Annotated in this window: 18 protein-coding genes and 1 pseudogene; 18 read left to right on the top strand and 1 reads right to left on the bottom strand. The window is 39.0% G+C overall.

What is annotated here, in order from left to right; genetic code table 11:
- The first annotated feature begins 72 nt into the window (after nt 1-72).
- The 7 genes from D8855_RS02485 (at nt 73) to D8855_RS02455 (ending at nt 10019) form a co-directional block, all read left to right on the top strand.
- A complete protein-coding gene (locus D8855_RS02485) occupies nt 73-3174 on the top strand; it encodes a DNA polymerase III subunit alpha (protein ID WP_185757549.1) in 3102 nt (1033 codons plus the stop codon).
- A gap of 81 nt (nt 3175-3255) precedes the next feature.
- A complete protein-coding gene (gene pfkA / locus D8855_RS02480; protein ID WP_004254585.1) occupies nt 3256-4263 on the top strand; it encodes a 6-phosphofructokinase in 1008 nt (335 codons plus the stop codon).
- 58 nt (nt 4264-4321) lie between these two features.
- On the top strand, nt 4322-5827 hold the full coding sequence (pyk, locus tag D8855_RS02475) for a pyruvate kinase (protein WP_004254582.1): 1506 nt from the start codon (nt 4322-4324) through the stop codon (nt 5825-5827).
- A 219-nt stretch (nt 5828-6046) separates the two neighbouring features.
- Nucleotides 6047-7306: a UDP-N-acetylglucosamine 1-carboxyvinyltransferase gene (locus D8855_RS02470; protein WP_125415823.1), complete on the top strand. Its 1260-nt coding sequence runs from the start codon at nt 6047-6049 to the stop codon at nt 7304-7306.
- A 15-nt stretch (nt 7307-7321) separates the two neighbouring features.
- A complete protein-coding gene (locus D8855_RS02465; protein WP_020902408.1) occupies nt 7322-7873 on the top strand; it encodes a GNAT family N-acetyltransferase in 552 nt (183 codons plus the stop codon).
- On the top strand, nt 7866-9143 hold the full coding sequence (spxR, locus tag D8855_RS02460) for a CBS-HotDog domain-containing transcription factor SpxR (RefSeq protein WP_125415820.1): 1278 nt from the start codon (nt 7866-7868) through the stop codon (nt 9141-9143). Before D8855_RS02465 ends, spxR begins: the two co-directional genes overlap by 8 nt.
- 15 nt (nt 9144-9158) lie before the next feature.
- Entirely contained in the window at nt 9159-10019 is an 861-nt protein-coding gene (locus D8855_RS02455; RefSeq protein WP_115904417.1) for a methionyl aminopeptidase, read from the top strand.
- A gap of 169 nt (nt 10020-10188) precedes the next feature.
- Here the strand turns inward: D8855_RS02455 and D8855_RS02450 are convergent, their stop codons facing one another.
- Entirely contained in the window at nt 10189-10488 is a 300-nt protein-coding gene (locus D8855_RS02450; protein ID WP_000981526.1) for a YbaB/EbfC family nucleoid-associated protein, read from the bottom strand.
- Between the two features lie 184 nt (nt 10489-10672).
- Here D8855_RS02450 and efeO point away from each other — a divergent pair.
- The 11 genes and pseudogenes from efeO (at nt 10673) to dprA (ending at nt 20776) form a co-directional block, all read left to right on the top strand.
- Nucleotides 10673-11545 (top strand): annotated as a pseudogene (gene efeO / locus D8855_RS02445) (iron uptake system protein EfeO).
- Between the two features lie 5 nt (nt 11546-11550).
- Nucleotides 11551-12765 (top strand): iron uptake transporter deferrochelatase/peroxidase subunit, encoded by a 1215-nt coding sequence (gene efeB, locus D8855_RS02440; protein WP_125415817.1) that lies wholly within the window; start codon nt 11551-11553, stop codon nt 12763-12765.
- Nucleotides 12740-14428 carry an FTR1 family protein gene (locus D8855_RS02435; RefSeq protein WP_125415815.1) on the top strand — a complete coding sequence of 563 codons (1689 nt, stop codon included), beginning with the start codon at nt 12740-12742 and terminating at the stop codon, nt 14426-14428. The genes efeB and D8855_RS02435 overlap by 26 nt, the downstream gene beginning before the upstream one ends.
- Nucleotides 14429-15160, top strand: a complete 732-nt coding sequence (tatC, locus tag D8855_RS02430) for a twin-arginine translocase subunit TatC (RefSeq protein WP_125415812.1) — start codon at nt 14429-14431, stop codon at nt 15158-15160. It abuts the gene before it with no gap.
- Nucleotides 15144-15314, top strand: a complete 171-nt coding sequence (gene tatA / locus D8855_RS02425; RefSeq protein ID WP_000512112.1) for a twin-arginine translocase TatA/TatE family subunit — start codon at nt 15144-15146, stop codon at nt 15312-15314. Before tatC ends, tatA begins: the two co-directional genes overlap by 17 nt.
- A gap of 336 nt (nt 15315-15650) precedes the next feature.
- Nucleotides 15651-16358: an IspD/TarI family cytidylyltransferase gene (locus tag D8855_RS02420; protein ID WP_049488774.1), complete on the top strand. Its 708-nt coding sequence runs from the start codon at nt 15651-15653 to the stop codon at nt 16356-16358.
- Between the two features lie 4 nt (nt 16359-16362).
- Nucleotides 16363-17385, top strand: a complete 1023-nt coding sequence (locus tag D8855_RS02415) for a ribitol-5-phosphate dehydrogenase (RefSeq protein ID WP_049488776.1) — start codon at nt 16363-16365, stop codon at nt 17383-17385.
- A gap of 16 nt (nt 17386-17401) precedes the next feature.
- Entirely contained in the window at nt 17402-18271 is an 870-nt protein-coding gene (gene licA / locus D8855_RS02410) for a choline kinase LicA (protein ID WP_125415809.1), read from the top strand.
- Nucleotides 18261-19139 (top strand): DMT family transporter, encoded by an 879-nt coding sequence (locus tag D8855_RS02405; protein ID WP_125415806.1) that lies wholly within the window; start codon nt 18261-18263, stop codon nt 19137-19139. Before licA ends, D8855_RS02405 begins: the two co-directional genes overlap by 11 nt.
- Nucleotides 19140-19150: 11 nt before the next feature.
- Nucleotides 19151-19840 carry a sugar phosphate nucleotidyltransferase gene (locus D8855_RS02400; protein ID WP_000643956.1) on the top strand — a complete coding sequence of 230 codons (690 nt, stop codon included), beginning with the start codon at nt 19151-19153 and terminating at the stop codon, nt 19838-19840.
- 87 nt (nt 19841-19927) lie between these two features.
- The gene (gene dprA, locus D8855_RS02395) at nt 19928-20776 is read left to right on the top strand and encodes a DNA-processing protein DprA (RefSeq protein ID WP_125415803.1); all 849 of its coding nucleotides are present in this window, start codon (nt 19928-19930) and stop codon (nt 20774-20776) included.
- Nucleotides 20777-20862 lie beyond the last annotated feature (86 nt).

Here is a 20862-nt window from a genome sequence, read left to right as displayed (position 1 = left end):
GTATCAGTAATAGTAATAGAAATTTTAAGAAAATGGTATAATATAGTGAGAACGATAGAGGAGAAGTGTAAATTGATCGCACAACTAGATACAAAAACAGTCTATAGTTTTATGGAGAGTGTCATTTCAATCGACAAGTATGTGAGAGTAGCAAAAGACTATGGCTACACTCATCTGGCTATGATGGATATTGACAATCTTTACGGGGCTTTCGATTTTCTAGAGGTTACAAAAAAATACGGCATTCATCCTTTGTTAGGGCTTGAAATGAATGTGCTTGTAGATGATAAGGATGTGAATTTGCGCTTTTTAGCTTTATCTAGTGTGGGCTATCAGCAGTTGATGAAACTATCAACATCCAAGATGCAGGGGGAGAAAGATTGGTCAGTTTTATCTCAGTATCTAGAGGATATTGCGGTAATTGTGCCTTATTTTGATGGACTGGAGTCGCTCAATATAGGCTGTGATTACTATATAGGGGTTTACCCAGAAACACTGGCAAGCGAATTTCATCATCCTATTTTGCCACTGTATCGGGTAAATGCTTTTGAAAGCAGGGATAGAGAAGTTTTGCAAGTCTTAACAGCGATTAAAGAAAATCTACCACTTAGAGAAGTTCCCTTGCGTTCACGACAAGATGTCTTTGTATCAGCAAATTCTTTAGAAAAATTATTCCAAGAACGTTTTCCGCAAGCCCTTGACAATTTAGAAAAGCTTATTTCAGGCATTTCTTATGACTTGGATACGAGTCTGAAACTGCCTCGTTTTAATCCAGCTAGACCAGCCGTAGAAGAGTTGAGAGAGCGTGCTGAATTGGGGCTTGCTCAGAAGGGGTTGTCTAGTAAAGAATATCAAGACCGTCTAGACCAAGAATTGGCTGTTATTCATGATATGGGCTTTGATGATTATTTCTTGGTTGTTTGGGATTTGTTGCGTTTCGGACGTTCGAATGGCTACTATATGGGGATGGGACGGGGTTCTGCCGTAGGTAGCTTGGTTTCCTATGCTCTAGACATTACAGGGATTGACCCTGTGGAGAAGGATCTCATTTTTGAACGCTTCCTCAATCGTGAACGCTATACCATGCCTGATATTGATATTGATATTCCTGATATTTATCGTCCAGATTTTATCAGATATGTTGGTAATAAATATGGTAGTAAACATGCGGCTCAAATCGTTACTTTTTCTACCTTTGGGGCTAAGCAAGCTCTGCGAGATGTTTTGAAGCGCTTTGGTGTGCCAGAGTATGAATTATCTGCAATTACCAAGAAAATCAGTTTTCGTGATAATCTCAAGTCGGCTTATGAGGGTAACCTCCAGTTTCGTCAGCAAATCAATAGTAAGTTAGAATACCAAAAAGCCTTTGAAATTGCCTGCAAGATAGAGGGCTATCCAAGACAAACCTCTGTCCATGCGGCTGGTGTTGTAATCAGTGACCAAGATTTGACCAATTACATCCCTCTAAAACATGGTGACGAAATTCCGCTGACTCAGTATGATGCTCATGGAGTTGAATCTAGCGGACTTTTGAAGATGGATTTTCTGGGACTGCGAAATTTGACCTTTGTCCAGAAGATGCAAGAATTGCTTGCTGAATCAGAAGGTATTCACCTTAAAATTGAAGAAATTGATTTGAAAGACAAAGAAACGTTAGCTTTATTTGCCTCTGGCAATACAAAAGGTATCTTTCAATTTGAACAACCTGGTGCCATTCGCTTGCTCAAACGTGTGCAACCAGTCTGTTTTGAAGATGTCGTAGCAACTACTTCTCTAAATCGACCAGGTGCCAGTGACTACATCAATAATTTTGTGGCAAGAAAGCATGGGCAGGAAGAAGTGACTGTTCTCGATCCAGCTCTGGAGGATATTTTGGCTCCAACTTATGGCATTATGCTCTATCAGGAGCAGGTTATGCAGGTTGCTCAGCGATTTGCTGGATTTAGTCTTGGGAAAGCCGATATTTTGCGTCGAGCTATGGGTAAAAAGGATGCCTCTGCCATGCATGAGATGAGGGCTTCCTTTATTCAAGGCTCCATAGAAGCTGGTCATACTGCGGAAAAAGCAGAGCAGGTCTTTGATGTCATGGAGAAGTTTGCAGGTTATGGATTTAATAGATCTCACGCCTATGCCTACTCAGCCTTGGCCTTCCAGTTGGCTTATTTCAAAACACATTATCCAGCCATTTTTTATCAGGTCATGTTAAATTCTGCCAACAGTGATTATGTAACAGATGCCTTAGAAGCAGGTTTTGAAGTAGCCCCATTGTCCATTAATACTATTCCCTATCACGATAAAATTGCCAACAAGTCTATCTATCTAGGTTTGAAATCGATTAAGGGGCTCAGCAAGGATTTGGCGCTTTGGATTATTGAACATAGACCTTATTCTAATATTGAAGATTTTTTAGCTAAACTACCTGAGAATTATTTGAAACTTCCCTTGATGGAACCTTTGGTAAAAGTTGGTCTTTTCGATTCATTTGAAAAAAATCGTAAAAAAGTATTCAATAACTTATCTAATCTATTTGAATTTGTGAAAGTATTAGGAAGCTTATTTGGAGAGACCATCTATAGTTGGCAAGATTCGGAGGACTGGACGGAGCAAGAAAAATTCTACATGGAACAAGAGCTTCTAGGAGTAGGCGTCAGCAAACATCCACTACAAGCTATTGCAAGTAAGGCTATTTATCCGATCACTCCTATTAGTAATTTATCAGAAAATAGCTATGCTATTATATTGGTTGAAGTTCAGAAGATAAAAGTAATTCGTACCAAAAAGGGTGAAAATATGGCTTTCTTACAGGTGGATGACAGTAAGAAAAAATTGGATGTTACCTTCTTTTCAGATTTATATCGACAGATTGGTCAGGAAGTAAGAGAAGGAGCCTTCTACTATATTAAAGGGAAAGTCCAGTCACGTGACGGTCGTCTGCAAATGATTGCACAAGAAATAAGAGAAGCAGTGGCTGAGCGCTTTTGGATTCAGGTGAAAAATCATGACTCGGATCAAGAAATGTCACGTATTTTAGACCAGTATAAAGGCCCAATCCCAGTCATTATCAGGTATGAAGAGGAACAGAGAACAATTGTTTCTCCCCATCATTTTGTAGCTAAATCTGATGAATTAGAAGCGAAATTGAATGGAATAGTTATGAAAACGATTTATCGCTAAAATTACGGAAAATAGAAGAATTTTCAACGTAAATGTGGTATAATCAGTAAGAATGTTAAAAGAAAAAGGAGCATAACCAATATGAAACGTATTGCTGTTTTGACTAGTGGTGGAGACGCCCCTGGTATGAACGCTGCCATCCGTGCAGTTGTTCGTCAAGCAATTTCAGAAGGAATGGAAGTGTTTGGTATCTATGATGGATATGCTGGTATGGTTGCCGGTGAAATTCATCCCCTAGATGCAGCTTCAGTAGGGGACATCATTTCTCGTGGTGGTACTTTCCTTCACTCAGCTCGCTACCCAGAGTTCGCTCAACTTGAAGGGCAACTTAAAGGGATTGAGCAATTGAAAAAACACGGGATTGAAGGTGTAGTTGTTATTGGTGGTGACGGATCTTACCACGGTGCTATGCGTTTGACTGAGCATGGCTTCCCAGCTATCGGTCTTCCAGGTACAATCGATAACGATATCGTTGGTACTGACTTTACAATCGGTTTTGACACAGCAGTTACGACTGCTATGGACGCTATCGATAAGATTCGTGATACATCATCAAGTCACCGTCGTACATTTGTTATCGAAGTTATGGGACGTAACGCTGGTGATATCGCTCTTTGGGCTGGTATTGCAACTGGTGCTGATGAAATCATCATTCCTGAAGAAGGATTCAAGATTGAAGATATCGTTGAAAGCATTAAATGCGGTTATGAGTGTGGTAAAAAACACAATATCATCGTCTTGGCAGAAGGTGTTATGTCAGCAGCTGAATTTGGTCAAAAACTAAAAGAAGCTGGGGATACAAGCGACCTTCGTGTGACAGAACTTGGACATATTCAACGTGGTGGTTCTCCAACTGCGCGTGACCGTGTTTTGGCGTCACGTATGGGTGCCCATGCTGTTAAACTTCTTAAAGAAGGTATCGGTGGTGTTGCGGTTGGTATCCGTAACGAGAAAATGGTTGAAAACCCAATTCTTGGAACTGCAGAAGAAGGAGCATTGTTTAGCCTTACTGCAGGTGGTAAGATTGTGGTTAACAACCCACACAAGGCTGACCTTGAGCTATCTAGCTTGAATAAGAGCTTGTCATAATTTATAATTTAGTTAATAAGACCAAAAAGGTCATATATATAAAGGAGTCACAAAAATCATGAATAAACGTGTAAAAATCGTTGCAACTTTGGGACCTGCGGTAGAAATCCGTGGTGGTAAAAAATTCGGTGATGACGGATACTGGGGTGAAAAACTTGATGTTGAAGCTTCAGCTAAAAACATTGCTAAATTGATTGAAGCTGGTGCTAACACATTCCGTTTCAACTTCTCACACGGTGACCACCAAGAACAAGGTGAGCGTATGGCAACTGTTAAACTTGCAGAAAAACTTGCAGGTAAAAAAGTTGGTTTCCTTCTTGATACAAAAGGACCAGAAATCCGTACAGAATTGTTCGAAGGTGAAGCTAAAGAGTATTCATACAAAACTGGTGAGAAAATCCGTGTTGCGACTAAACAAGGAATCAAATCAACTCGTGATGTGATTGCATTGAACGTTGCTGGTGCTCTTGATATCTATGATGATGTTGAAGTTGGTCGTCAAGTTTTGGTTGACGATGGTAAACTTGGTCTTCGTGTGGTTGCTAAAGATGATGCAACTCGTGAATTTGAAGTTGAAGTTGAAAACGATGGCGTAATTGCTAAACAAAAAGGTGTTAACATCCCTAACACTAAAATTCCTTTCCCAGCTCTTGCTGATCGTGATAACGATGATATCCGCTTCGGTCTTGAACAAGGTATCAACTTCATCGCGATTTCATTCGTACGTACTGCTAAAGACGTTAACGAAGTTCGTGCAATCTGTGAAGAAACTGGAAATGGACATGTTCAATTGTTCGCTAAAATCGAAAACCAACAAGGTATCGATAACTTGGATGAAATCATCGAAGCTGCTGATGGTATCATGATCGCTCGTGGTGACATGGGTATCGAAGTACCATTCGAGATGGTTCCAGTTTACCAAAAAATGATTATCAAGAAAGTCAATGCTGCAGGTAAAGTTGTTATCACTGCAACAAACATGCTTGAAACAATGACTGAAAAACCACGTGCAACTCGTTCAGAAGTATCAGACGTATTTAACGCTGTTATCGATGGTACAGACGCAACAATGCTTTCAGGTGAGTCTGCAAACGGTAAATACCCACTTGAGTCAGTAACTACAATGGCTACAATCGACAAGAACGCTCAAACTCTTCTTAACGAATACGGTCGCTTGAACTCAGATTCATTTGAACGTAACTCTAAGACAGAAGTAATGGCTTCAGCTGTTAAAGATGCTACTAACTCAATGGACATTAAATTGGTTGTAACTCTTACTAAGACAGGTCACACTGCACGTTTGATCTCTAAATACCGTCCAAATGCTGACATCTTGGCATTGACATTCGACGAATTGACAGAACGTGGATTGATGTTGAACTGGGGTGTTATCCCAATGTTGACAGATGCTCCATCTTCAACTGATGATATGTTCGAAATTGCTGAACGTAAAGCAGTTGAAGCAGGACTTGTACAATCTGGTGACGATATCGTTATCGTAGCTGGTGTACCAGTTGGAGAAGCTGTACGTACAAACACAATGCGTATCCGTACAGTACGTTAATTAAAATGAAAAAAGCCTATCATATCAAGCTTTCTAGCCTGTATGATAGGTTTTTTTGTAGCAGGGGGCAAATAAGGGGCAAAACTTTTTAAAAAAGGCCAGTTAATACAAATACGATTCAGCTAATATAATTGAAAATGATGGAAAAAAAGGTGAAATTATGGTATACTTTAACGTAGGACCTTTTTAGAAATTTTGAAAGAGTATTAAAAATTTAAAATGAGAAAAATTGTTATCAATGGTGGCTTGCCCCTGCAAGGTGAGATTACCATTAGTGGTGCAAAAAATAGTGTTGTAGCTTTGATTCCAGCTATTATCTTGGCAGATGATGTTGTGACTTTGGATTGTGTTCCAGATATTTCGGATGTTGCTAGTCTTGTCGAAATTATGGAATTGATGGGCGCTACCGTTAAGCGTTATGACGATGTGTTAGAGATTGATCCAAGAGGTGTTCAAAATATTCCAATGCCTTATGGGAAAATCAATAGTCTTCGTGCATCTTATTATTTTTATGGAAGTCTTTTAGGTCGCTTTGGGGAAGCTACAGTTGGTTTACCTGGAGGATGTGATTTGGGACCACGTCCTATTGACTTACATCTTAAGGCTTTTGAAGCTATGGGAGCCACTGTTAGCTACGAGGGTGATAACATGAAGTTATCTGCCAAAGATACAGGACTTCATGGTGCAAGTATCTACATGGATACGGTTAGTGTGGGTGCTACGATTAATACGATGATTGCTGCGGTTAAAGCAAATGGTCGTACTATTATTGAAAATGCAGCCCGAGAACCTGAGATTATTGACGTTGCTACTCTCTTGAATAATATGGGGGCTCATATCCGTGGTGCTGGAACCAATATTATCATTATTGATGGTGTTGACAGATTACATGGAACGCGTCATCAGGTGATTCCAGACCGTATTGAAGCGGGAACATACATTTCCTTAGCTGCAGCAGTTGGTAAGGGAATTCGTATCAACAATGTATTATACGAACACTTAGAAGGATTCATCGCTAAGTTGGAAGAAATGGGTGTGAGAATGACTGTATCTGAAGACAGTATTTTTGTCGAAGAACAGTCTAATTTGAAAGCAATCAATATTAAGACAGCTCCTTACCCAGGCTTTGCTACTGACTTGCAACAACCAATTACTCCTCTCTTGTTAACAGCAGAGGGGCGTGGTACTATTATTGATACAATTTATGAAAAACGTGTAAACCATGTTTTTGAACTAGCAAAGATGGACGCGGATATTACAACTACAAACGACCACATTTTATATACTGGTGGACGTGGTTTGCGTGGTGCAAATGTAAAAGCTACTGACCTTAGAGCTGGGGCCGCACTTGTCATTGCTGGTCTAATGGCTGAAGGTAAAACTGAAATTACAAATATTGAGTTCATCTTACGTGGTTATTCAGATATTATTGAAAAATTACGTAATCTAGGAGCGGATATTACACTTGTTGAAGAATAAACCGTAGAGGTGTTTATGAATATTTGGACCAAATTAGCAATGTTTTCTTTTTTTGAAACGGATCGCTTGTATTTGCGTCCTTTCTTTTTTAGTGATAGTAAGGACTTCCATGATATAGCTTCAAATCCAGAAAATTTACAATTCATTTTTCCAAGTCAAGCTAGTCCAGAAGAAAGTCAATATGCACTGGCCAATTATTTTATGAAGGCTCCTTTAGGGGTATGGGCTATTTGTGATAAGAAAACTGAAAAAATGATTGGTTCAATTAAGTTTGAAAAGCTAGATGAAATAAAAAAAGAAGCAGAACTTGGTTATTTTTTGAGAAAAGATTCATGGTCTAAAGGTTTTATGACAGAAGTTGTTAAAAAACTTTGCCAACTTTCTTTTGGGGAATTTGGTTTAAAACAATTATCCATCATTACCCACCTTGAAAATGAAGCTAGTCAACGGGTTGCTCTTAAGTCTGGATTTCGATTGATTCGTCAGTTTAAAGGAAGTGATCGCTATACAAAGAAAATGCGTGATTATCTTGAGTTTCGCTTTGTAAAGGGAGAAATTAATGAGTAAACACCAAGAAATTCTAAGCTATTTGGAAGAATTACCCGTTGGTAAAAGAGTCAGTGTTCGAAGTATTTCCAACCATCTAGGAGTCAGTGATGGAACGGCTTATCGGGCCATTAAAGAAGCTGAAAATCGTGGAATTGTAGAGACTCGTCCAAGAAGTGGTACTATCCGTGTTAAATCTCAGAAAGTTGCTATTGAAAGATTAACATTTGCAGAAATTGCAGAAGTGACTTCTTCTGAGATTTTGGCTGGGCAAGAAGGTTTAGAGAGAGAATTTAGTAAGTTTTCAATCGGTGCCATGACTGAGCAAAATATTTTGTCTTACCTTCATGATGGGGGACTCTTGATTGTCGGAGACCGGACTCGTATTCAATTGTTAGCATTGGAAAATGAAAATGCAGTTCTGGTTACAGGTGGATTTCAGGTCCATGATGATGTACTTAAACTGGCCAATCAAAAAGGAATTCCTGTTTTAAGAAGCAAACATGACACTTTTACCGTTGCGACCATGATCAATAAAGCCTTGTCAAATGTCCAAATCAAAACAGATATTTTGACAGTTGAGAAACTGTACCGTCCGAGTCATGAGTATGGTTTTTTGAGAGAGACTGACACTGTTAAAGATTATTTGGACTTGGTACGTAAGAATCGTAGCAGTCGTTTCCCTGTTATTAATCAACATCAGGTTGTTGTTGGGGTTGTTACTATGAGAGATGCTGGTGATAAGTCACCAAGTACCACAATTGATAAGGTCATGTCTCGTAGTCTATTTTTAGTTGGATTATCTACAAATATTGCCAATGTGAGTCAACGGATGATTGCTGAAGATTTTGAAATGGTACCAGTTGTTCGTAATAATCAAACCTTGCTTGGGGTTGTAACCAGACGAGATGTCATGGAGAAGATGAGTCGTTCCCAAGTTTCGGCTCTACCAACTTTTTCTGAGCAGATTGGTCAAAAACTTTCTTATCACCATGATGAAGTAGTGATTACAGTGGAACCCTTTATGCTAGAGAAGAACGGTGTTTTGGCTAATGGAGTATTGGCAGAAATTCTGACCCATATGACTCAAGATTTGGTTGTTAATAGTGGTCGCAATCTCATTATCGAGCAGATGCTAATCTACTTTTTGCAGGCTGTTCAGATAGATGATATATTGCGCATTCAAGCACGCATTATCCATCATACGAGACGGTCAGCTATTATTGATTACGATATTTATCATGGGCATCAGATTGTTTCAAAAGCAAATGTAACCGTTAAAATTAATTAGAAACTAGGAGAAAAAATGATAACATTAAAATCAGCTCGTGAAATTGAAGCTATGGATAAGGCCGGTGATTTTCTAGCAAGTATTCATATCGGCTTGCGTGATTTGATTAAGCCTGGAGTAGATATGTGGGAAGTTGAAGAATACGTTCGCCGTCGTTGTAAGGAAGAAAATTTCCTTCCACTTCAGATTGGGGTTGACGGTGCCATGATGGACTATCCTTATGCTACTTGTTGCTCTCTTAACGATGAAGTAGCTCACGCTTTCCCTCGTCACCATATCTTGAAAGATGGTGATTTGCTCAAGGTTGATATGGTTTTGGGAGGTCCTATTGCTAAATCTGATTTGAATGTCTCAAAATTGAACTTCAACAATGTGGAGCAAATGAAAAAATACACCCAGAGCTACTCTGGTGGCCTAGCAGACTCATGTTGGGCTTATGCTGTTGGTACGCCGTCCGAAGAAGTGAAAAACTTGATGGATGTAACCAAAGAAGCTATGTACAAGGGAATCGAGCAAGCTGTTGTTGGAAATCGTATTGGTGATATTGGTGCAGCTATTCAAGAATACGCTGAAAGTCGTGGTTACGGTGTAGTACGTGATTTGGTTGGTCATGGTGTTGGTCCAACCATGCACGAAGAACCAATGGTTCCTAACTATGGTATTGCTGGTCGTGGGCTTCGTCTCCGTGAAGGAATGGTATTGACCATTGAACCAATGATCAATACAGGTGACTGGGAAATTGATACAGATATGAAAACTGGCTGGGCGCATAAGACCATTGACGGTGGTTTATCTTGTCAATATGAACACCAATTCGTGATTACTAAAGATGGACCAGTTATCTTGACTAGTCAAGGTGAAGAAGGAACTTATTAATAAAAAGTGAAAAGACTACTGGAAGTTTATTTTGAAAAATTCAGTAGATCTTTTCATATAAAATAAACGCATTGTATTGATGTTTTCAGGCTTTTGAAGACAACAAAATAGGCTCCATAATATCTGTAGGAGACTTATCTACAGATATTATGGAGCTTTTTTCTTATGCTCAGAATGGCAATTTCCCAGCGAAAGCACCCAGTTTTTTCTTGGTAGTTTCATCGATTTGTTCAAGAGCAGAGTTGATTGCTTGAACGGTCATATCAGAAAGAGTTTCAAGGTCTTCTGGGTCAACGACAGCTGGATTGAAGTCAATGCTGACAACTTTCTTATCTCCAGTTAAGGTCGCTTGGACAAGGTCTTGAGCAGATTTGCCAACAAATTGCATAGCCGCAAGTTCAGCTTGACTTTGTTCCATTTGTTTTTGAAGTTTTTGTGCTTGGCGCATCATGTTTTGCATGTTCATCATGGTGATTTCAGTTTCCTTTTATCTTATTTTCCTTCCTATTTTATCAATTTTGAGGTTAAAAGTCTATTATTAGTATAAATTACTTAACATTAAATTGTCTGAAAATTTATTGAAAAATGAGTGAAAACATGCTATAATGAAACGTAAAATTAATTCAGGTTTCCTGAACCAATAGGAGTAAACAATGAAAAAACTAGGTTTTGTCCTTTTATCTTCAGCCTTGCTATTGACAGCTTGTGCTAATAATCAATCTAAGCCAAGTAACACAAGTGATTCGTCCAAGGTGACAGCCTTGTCTGAAGATAAGTAGAAAATGCTTGATAAGGCCACTGCTGAATATAAGACTTTTGTACAAGAGCAAATTGATAAACTGTTGACAGATACGGAAGGCTTTGTCAAACTTTTGAAAGAAGGTAAGTTAGAAGAAGCTAAGAAGGTTTATCCACTGATTCGTATGTCTTATGAGCGTTCAGAACCGATTGCTGAAAGTTTTGGTGAGTCAGATGTCAAGATTGACTTCCGTTTGGCAGACTACATGGACGAAAACAAGACAGAGGAAGGTTGGTCAGGTTTCCACCGTATCGAGCGTATCCTTTGGGAAGACAATACAACTAAAGGAACTGAAAGCTACGGCGATCAGTTGGTAAATGATATCAAGGAATTGAAAGCCAAGATTGCAACTGTGGATGTGGACTACAAGGTCATGTTGACTGGAGCAGTTGACTTGCTTAACGAAGTGGCAACAAGTAAGATTACAGGTGAAGAGGAAATTTATTCTCACACAGACTTGTATGACTTCCGTGCCAATATTGAGGGAGCTGAGAAGATTTTCCAACTCTTTAAACCTTTGCTTGAAAAATCAGACGCTAACCTAGTTAAAGAATTGGACGCAGACTTTAAGTCTGTCAATGATTTGTTGGACAAACACATGACCGACAAGGAACACTACAAACTCTATACTGATTTGACAAAAGAAGATACCAAAGAATTGTCAGAAGCTGTGACAAAACTTGGTGAACCTCTGTCACAAATGGGTAAATTTCTTAGTGGAGAATAAGAGTCATGACTGAAAAAGACGAAAAGTTTTTTGAGAAGAAAATGGACCGTCGAGAATTTCTAAAAAAAGCAGGGATTGGAGGGGCTGGTTTAGCACTAGGACTCTCTGGTGCTTCTGCTTTTTTCGCACCTAAGCTAGGAACTCAAGAAAAAATCTCGTACGGAAATGAAAAAATTGCTTTTTATGGCAAGCATCAAGCTGGGATCAGTACGCCCATGCAAAAGAATATCTATTTTGTTGTTTTGGACTTGCATACGACGGATAAGGATAAGATTGTCCAGTTGTTCAAGGATTGGACGGATTATAGTGCCAAGTTGGTTGAGGGGGAACTGGTCAAAAAAGATGGCCAGAATGCTCTCTTGCCTCCGAGCGATACTGGTGAAACAGTCGGGCTCAATCCTCATCGCTTGTCGCTGACTTTTGGTATTTCTGCAAGTTTTTTGAGTAAGATGAACTTGGAAAACAAGCGCCCTCAAGTGTTCAGAGATTTACCGCCTTTTCCTAAAGAGCAATTGCGTGAAAAATATACTGGTGGAGATATTGTAATTCAGGCTTGTGCCGATGATGAGCAAGTTGCCTTTCACGCTATTCGCAATCTCATTCGTAAGGGGAGAAATGCAGTGACCCTTCGTTGGAGTCAGTCTGGTTTTGCTGCCATCGGAGATCGGATGGAGACTCCGCGTAACCTCTTTGGTTTTAAAGATGGGACAGCAAATCCAACCAAGGAGCAAGACTTTGACCGCGTCATCTGGGCTGATAGTAAGGACTGGATGGAAAATGGTTCTTATATGGCAGTTCGTCGAATTCAGATGTTTTTAGAGACCTGGGACCGCACTAGTCTTGAAGAACAAGAAAATACCTTTGGTCGTTACAAGGAAAGTGGTGCCCCTTTTGGTAAGAAGAATGAGTTTGATGAAGTAGATTTGAGTCTCTTACCAGATGATTCGCATGTCCGTTTGGCTAAGGAAGTAGACAAGCCCCTTTTGCGTCGTTCTTATTCTTACTCTGATGGAATTGATGAAAAGACTGGTCAGTTTGATACAGGCTTGCTCTTCATTTCTTTCCAGAAGGATCCTGATAACTTTGTCAAGGTTCAAACCAATCTAGGTGCTACTGATAAGATGAATGAATACATCACTCACATCGGTAGTGGCCTCTTTGCTTGCTTTGGTGGTGTGGAGAAAGGAGGCTACATTGGTCAGAAATTATTGGAAGGCTAGAAGCTGGTTCGTGGTTTTAGCTTTGTCACTTTTAATTCTTTCCCCAGTAGGTGCCCAAGAAAGCTTGAGTTCTTATTTCGTGAAAATCACAGATGCGTCCAAAGCAGTCAAAAATGGTGATCAGTCTGAAGCCCAGAAACTCGTTCAGGAGATGGCATCAGATTTCGAGAGAGTAAAAGACAGCAATTCTGAGGCTGGTAAAGTCGTCAAGGAAAAGTTAGCCCAGTCAGGTGAGATTACTGAAGACAAACTTACCGAAATTTCTGCAGCCTTATTGGCCTTTGAAAAAGAACAAAATCCTGTTGACTTAGATGCGGAAAAGGAAAAATTGGTTAACCGTCTAAGTCCTCGTTTTGAAGCCATAGAGCAGGCCATTGCCTCCAAAGATTTGGAAAAGGTTCGAGAGACTTTTAAGAAAATGAATTCAACTTGGACCATCAATGAAAGTGTGGTTCGTGACAATAGTACGGCCCATTATGGCCGTGTTGAAACAGCTATTTCTTTCTTGCGTAGTAGCATGGAAACGGAACCTACAGACTTTAACTCCATCCAGACTTCCTTTGAGGATTTAAAAAAGACTATTGATGATTTTGTAACTGGAAAAGAAGTAGTAGAAGCATCTTCTGATTTGAGTCTTAAAGACGGCATTGCCCTTTTGAAGAAGGCTTTGGAGCAATTCCAAGCTGGTGATCAATTATCAGGAGCAGCTAGTATGAAGGAATTTATCGCTATCTGGCCAACGATTGAGGGCTCTGTTAGCACGACCAATCCATCTCTCTATACTCGAGTGGAAAGCGAAAGCCCTGTGATTATGGTTAAGGGAAGTGAGAAGGAATACCAAGAAAAATTAGAAAAACTGATTGCAGATTTATCACAAATTGATACCAGCGCACGTTACAATGCCTTTGATGCCATGCTGATTCTCCTAAGAGAAGGAGTAGAGGCTCTTTTAATCGTTATGGCCTTAGTGACGACCTTGAAAGCAGCCAAGATGCGTAAAGGGATCAAGTGGGTTTATGGTGGTGCTATCACAGGAATTATGGCCAGTCTTGTCATTGCTTTCATCCTGCAAATTGCTTTTCCAGCAGTGACATCAGGCTCCAATCGTGAAATCATCGAAGGAGCAGTGGGAATTTTTGCGGTAGCAATGATGATTTTGATTGGAATCTGGCTCCACAGCAAATCTTCAGTTAAAAAATGGAATGCCTTTATGGAGTCACAAATGGAGACAGTGACCAAAACAGGCTCCTTTGTTTCCATGTTTGCCCTTAGTTTCCTAGCTATTTTCCGTGAGGGAGCAGAAACCATTCTCTTTTATGTTGGGATTTTACCAAGAATTTCCAGTTTTGAATTTGTCTTGGGAATTTCACTTGCCTTGCTGGTTCTGCTAATTATTGCAATCGTGATAAACAAGGCCAGTCAATTCTTCCTACCTCATAAGGTCTTCTTTATCCTTACTTGGATGATTTATGCTTTGGCATTCAAGATGCTGGGAGTTAGTATCCATGCTCTTCAGTTGACCAATATGGCCCCCAACCACTTGTTGACAGGATTTCCAACTATCGACCTGCTTGGAATTTATCCAAGTTGGGAAGGATTGGCCAGTCAGCTAATCTTTGTGATTATCGTTTTGATTGTCACTTTCAGACAGGGTGAAAAATAGATGGATAGAAAAGAATTGACAATCGTGGAACATCTGGTAGAATTTAGAAAGAGATTATTGGCTGTGGTCATTTGTTTCTTTTTGGTTTTCTGTGTTTCTCTGCTTTTTGCAGACCAGATTTACCAGTATGTGACCCAATCTTTTCAGCAAAAGTTGATTGTTTTAGGGCCAAATGATATTTTATGGATTTACATACGTTTGGCTAGTCTGATGGCCTTTACCATTACCCTACCTTATACAGTTTATCATATTTGGTCTTTCATCAAACCTGGTTTAAGAAAGGAAGAAGCTAGAGCAATTTTTGCCTATATTCCAGCTAGTTTCCTTTGTTTTCTAGTTGGACTGGCTTTTGGTTTTTACTTTGTAACACCAGCCTTACTTCAGGTTTTATTAGGGCTAGGAGAAGGGCTATTTGAAACACAGTTAACAGCTCAAAATTATCTGTCCTTTGTTTTTCAAACGACTTTGCCCTTGGCTCTGATTTTTGAATTGCCAGTTATCATTGCCTTTTTGACGTCAATTGGACTCATTGGACCAGAATTATTGATTGCTTATCGCCGATATGCTTATTTTATTTTATTGGTACTCGCAGTCATCTTGACACCAGCTGACTTTGTCAGCGATTTGGCAATGACTGCCCCCTTGATTTTACTTTATGAATTAAGTATTTCCATCAGCAAATACATTATGAAACGCAAGCAGAAAGGAGAGAAAAATGGGAATCTTACGTGATATCGGAGCACCAGGATTGATTATCATCGTTTTAGGAGCTCTCTTGATCTTTGGACCAAAACGATTGCCTGAACTAGGCGAGTCAATCGGTAAAATGCTATCTGAATTTAAAAAAGCAGTTAAAGGAACTGAAAATCAAGATAAGGAAGATTAAAACTTGTGAGTTTTACTAAAAATAAGAAGTTAGGAAGTGTGTCTCTGTCAGACAATTTACCATTTCCTAGCTTTTTCTTGTATTAAGAAAATATAAATTTAAGTTTTCTTTAAGAAAACTATATTATTCTAAAGAACTCTAAAATTTCACAGCTATTTATTAGTAATGGCTATAGAATTCCTAGTCACTACTGGAAATGGTCTAGTTTCTTTGAATAATGGAACTGCTTAATCCTCCTATTCTAGAACGGGATGACTAGTATTTCTTTTATGATAGGACTAGATTGTGGTATAATAGAGAGAATAAGTTTTTTTAGTAAGACAAAGGAGAAAATAGATGATTTATGCAGGAATTCTTGCCGGTGGAACTGGCACACGTATGGGAATCAGTAATTTGCCAAAACAATTTTTAGAGCTAGGTGATCGACCTATTTTGATTCATACAATTGAAAAATTTGTCTTGGAACCAAGTATTGAAAAAATTGTGGTTGGGGTTCATGGAGACTGGGTTTCCCATGCAGAGGATCTTGTAGATAAATATCTACCTCTTCATAAAGATCGTATCATCATTACAAAAGGTGGTGCTGACCGTAATACGAGTATTGAGAAAATCATTGAAGCCATTGATGCTTATCGTCCGCTTACTCCAGAGGACATCGTTGTTACCCACGATTCTGTTCGTCCATTCATTACGCTTCGTATGATTCAAGACAATATCAAACTTGCTCAAAATCATGACGCAGTGGACACAGTGGTAGAAGCGGTTGATACTATCGTTGAAAGTACTAACGGTCAATTTATTACAGATATTCCAAATCGTGCTCACCTCTATCAAGGACAAACACCTCAAACATTCCGTTGCAAGGACTTCATGGATCTTTACGGTTCTCTCTCTGCCGAAGAGAAAGAAATCTTAACAGATGCATGTAAAATCTTTGTAATCAAAGGAAAAGATGTAGCCTTGGCTAAGGGTGAATATTCAAATCTGAAAATTACTACAGTAACAGATTTGAAGATTGCAAAAAGCATGATTGAGGAAGAGTAATAAAATGATTAATCAAATTTACCAACTAACAAAGCCTAAGTTTATCAATGTCAAATATCAGGAAGAGGCTATTGACCAAGAGAATCATATCCTCATCCGCCCTAATTATATGGCGGTCTGTCATGCGGATCAGCGTTACTACCAAGGAAAACGTGATCCGAAGATTTTGAATAAAAAACTTCCAATGGCAATGATTCACGAGTCATGTGGAACCGTTATTTCTGACCCGACAGGAACCTACGAGGTTGGTCAAAAAGTTGTCATGATTCCCAATCAACCTCCTATGCAGAGTGATGAAGAATTCTATGAAAACTACATGATAGGGACCCATTTCTTGTCTAGTGGCTTTGATGGCTTTATGAGAGAATTTGTTTCTCTCCCTAAAGATCGTGTGGTGCCTTATGATGCTATCGAAGATACGGTTGCAGCCATTACAGAGTTTGTCAGTGTCGGTATGCATGCTATGAATCGCTTATTGACACTTGCTCATAGCAAGCGGGACCGAATCGCCGTCATCGGAGATGGAAGTTTAGCTTTTGTGGTTGCCAATATTATCAACTATACTTTGCCAGAAGCAGAGATTGTGGTTATTGGTCGTCATTGGGAAAAGTTGGAACTCTTCTCTTTTGCCAAGGAATGCTATATTACTGATAATATTCCTGAAGATTTGGCCTTTGACCATGCTTTTGAGTGTTGTGGTGGTGATGGTACTGGACCAGCTATTAATGACCTGATTCGCTACATTCGTCCTCAGGGAACGATTCTCATGATGGGTGTTAGCGAGTATAAAGTCAATCTCAATACACGCGATGCCTTAGAAAAGGGCTTGCTCTTGGTAGGCTCCTCTCGTTCTGGTCGCATTGATTTTGAAAATGCAATCCAAATGATGGAAGTCAAGAAATTTGCCAATCGTCTTAAAAATATCCTTTATCTAGAAGAACCTGTAAGAGAAATTAAAGATATTCACCGTGTCTTTGCGACCGATTTAAACACAGCCTTTAAAACAGTGTTTAAGTGGGAAGTATAGGTGCTGGAGGTTAATTGTGGAGAAAATCATTAAAGAAAAAATTTCTTCCTTACTTAGTCAAGAAGAGGAAGTCCTCAGTGTTGAACAACTGGGGGGAATGACCAATCAAAACTATTTGGCCAAAACAACAAATAAGCAATACATTGTTAAGTTCTTTGGTAAAGGGACTGAAAAACTGATCAATCGTCAAGATGAAAAGTACAATCTTGAACTACTTAAAGATTTAGACTTAGATGTAAAAAATTATCTTTTTGATATTGAAGCTGGTATTAAAGTAAATGAGTATATTGAATCTGCGATTACGCTTGATTCAACGTCAATCAAGACCAAATTTGATAAAATTGCTCCAATATTACAAACTATTCATGCTTCTGGCAAGGAATTAAGAGGAGAATTTGCTCCGTTTGAAGAAATCAAAAAATACGAATCCTTGATTGAAGAGAAAATCCCTTATGCCAACTATGAAGCAGTTAGAGAAGAAGTCTTCTCTTTAGAGAAAAGACTGGCTGACTTAGGTGTTGACAGAAAATCTTGTCATATCGATTTGGTGCCTGAAAACTTTATCGAATCACCTCAAGGACGACTTTATCTGATTGACTGGGAATATTCATCAATGAATGATCCAATGTGGGATTTGGCTGCCCTCTTTTTAGAATCTGAATTCACTCCCCAAGAGGAAGAAGCTTTCTTATCTCACTATGAGAGTGAGCAAACACCTGTCTCTCGTGAAAAGATTGCTATTTATAAAATTTTACAAGATACCATTTGGAGTCTATGGACAGTCTATAAGGAAGAGCAAGGTGCAGATTTTGGTGACTATGGTGTAAATCGTTACCAAAGAGCTGTTAAAGGTCTAGCTTATTATGGAGGTTCTGATGAAAAATAAAAATGGAGTTTCTTTTGGTCTACTCTCAGGTATTTTCTGGGGGTTAGGTCTAACGATCAGTGCTTATATCTTTTCGATTTTTACAGATTTGTCACCCTTTGTGGTAGCCGCTGCTCATGATTTCTTGAGTATCTTTATCTTACTAGCTTTTCTCTTGGTAAAAGAAGGAAAAGTTCGTCTCTCAATTTTCTTAAATATTCGCAATGTTAGTGTTATCATCGGCGCCTTACTAGCAGGCCCTATCGGTATGCAGGCCAATCTTTATGCAGTTAAGTATATCGGAAGTTCTTTAGCTTCATCTGTATCAGCTATTTACCCTGCGATTTCAGTTTTATTGGCTTTCTTCTTCTTGAAGCACAAGATTTCGAAAAATACTGTGTTTGGGATTATCTTGATTATTGCAGGAATTATTGCCCAGACCTATAAGGTTGAACAGGTCAATTCCTTCTACATTGGGATTCTCTGTGCTTTGGTTTGTGCCATTGCATGGGGGAGTGAAAGTGTCCTTAGCTCTTTTGCTATGGAAAGTGAATTAAGTGAAATCGAAGCACTCTTAATCCGTCAAGTGACTTCATTCTTGTCCTATCTTGTGATTGTGCTCTTCTCTCATCAGTCATTTGCAGAAGTAGCTAATGGACAATTGTTAGGTCTTATGATTGTCTTTGCAGCCTTTGATATGATTTCCTACTTGGCTTATTATATCGCTATCAATCGCTTACAACCAGCCAAGGCTACAGGCTTGAACGTGAGCTATGTAGTCTGGACTGTCTTGTTTGCAGTTATTTTCTTGGGTGCACCACTAGATATGCTGACAATTATTACGTCACTTGTCGTCATTGCTGGAGTTTATATTATTATTAAAGAATAAAGGAGATTCGTGTGAAAGCCATCATCTTAGCAGCGGGATTGGGAACTCGCTTGCGTCCTATGACTGAAAATACCCCTAAAGCCTTGGTTCAGGTTAATCAAAAACCTTTGATTGAATACCAAATTGAGTTTTTAAAAGAAAAAGGTATCCATGATATCATCATCATTGTTGGTTACCTTAAAGAACAATTTGATTACTTAAAAGAAAAATATGGTGTTCGCCTCGTTTTCAATGATAAATACGCTGACTACAATAACTTTTACTCTCTCTATCTTGTAAAAGAAGAATTAGCTAACAGTTACGTTATCGATGCCGATAATTATCTCTTTAAAAATATGTTCCGCAATGATTTGACACGTTCTACTTATTTTAGTGTTTATCGTGAAGATTGTACCAACGAATGGTTCTTGGTCTATGGGGATGACTACAAAGTTCAAGACATTATTGTTGATAGCAAAGCTGGTCGCATTCTTAGTGGGGTATCCTTCTGGGATGCTCCAACAGCAGCAAAAATTGTTAGCTTTATAGATAAGGCCTATGCAAGTGGTGAATTTGTTGATCTCTACTGGGACAATATGGTTAAGGATAATATCAAAGAGCTAGATGTCTATGTTGAAGAATTAGAAGGCAATAGCATCTATGAGATCGATAGTGTCCAAGACTATCATAAATTAGAAGAAATTCTTAAAAACGAAAATTAAAGATTCCAACATCTGGCTGAAATAGTCGGATGTTTTTTGATTTTTTTACGAATAAATAGATGAGTAGAAAAAGAAATGGAGATATTTATGAAAATCACAAACTATGAAATCTATAAGTTAAAAAAATCAGGTTTGACCAATCAACAGATTTTGAATGTCCTAGAATACGGTGAAAATGTTGATCAAGAACTGTTGTTAGGTGATATTGCAGATATATCAGGTTGCCGAAATCCAGCTGTTTTTATGGAACGTTATTTTCAGATAGATGATGCGCATTTGGAGAAAGAATTTCAAAAATTTCAATCTTTCTCTATTTTAGACGACTGTTACCCTTGGGATTTGAGTGAAATTTATGATGCACCTGTGCTTTTATTTTACAAGGGAAATCTGGATCTCTTGAAATTTCCTAAGGTAGCAGTTGTGGGTAGTCGCGCTTGTAGCAAACAGGGAGCTAAGTCAGTTGAAAAAGTCATTCAAGGCCTAGAGAATGAACTGGTAATCGTCAGTGGACTAGCCAGGGGCATTGACACAGCAGCGCATATGGCAGCTCTTCAGAATGGCGGAAAAACAATTGCAGTGATTGGAACAGGACTGGATGTGTTTTATCCTAAAGCCAATAAACGCTTGCAAGACTACATCGGCAATGACCATCTGGTTCTAAGTGAATATGGACCTGGTGAACAACCTCTAAAATTTCATTTTCCTGCCCGTAATCGCATCATTGCTGGACTTTGTCGAGGTGTGATTGTAGCAGAGGCCAAGATGCGCTCAGGTAGTCTCATTACCTGTGAGCGAGCAATGGAAGAAGGGCGAGATGTCTTTGCTATTCCTGGTAGCATTTTAGATGGTCAATCAGACGGTTGCCATCATTTGATTCAAGAAGGGGCAAAATTGGTCACCAGTGGGCAGGATGTTCTTGCGGAATTTGAATTTTAAGACAAAATTTTTCTTTCTTAAACAACTTTTCTTCTATATATAGGAGCTAAGTCTTGACAGTTATGGCAAAATGGTTTACACTTTAT

This window comes from Streptococcus mitis, assembly GCF_003942685.1.
Classification (GTDB): Bacteria; Bacillota; Bacilli; order Lactobacillales; family Streptococcaceae; genus Streptococcus; species Streptococcus mitis_CD.
Note: the sequence above shows the minus strand (reverse complement) of the source record. Positions and strands in the feature narration are given on the sequence as shown.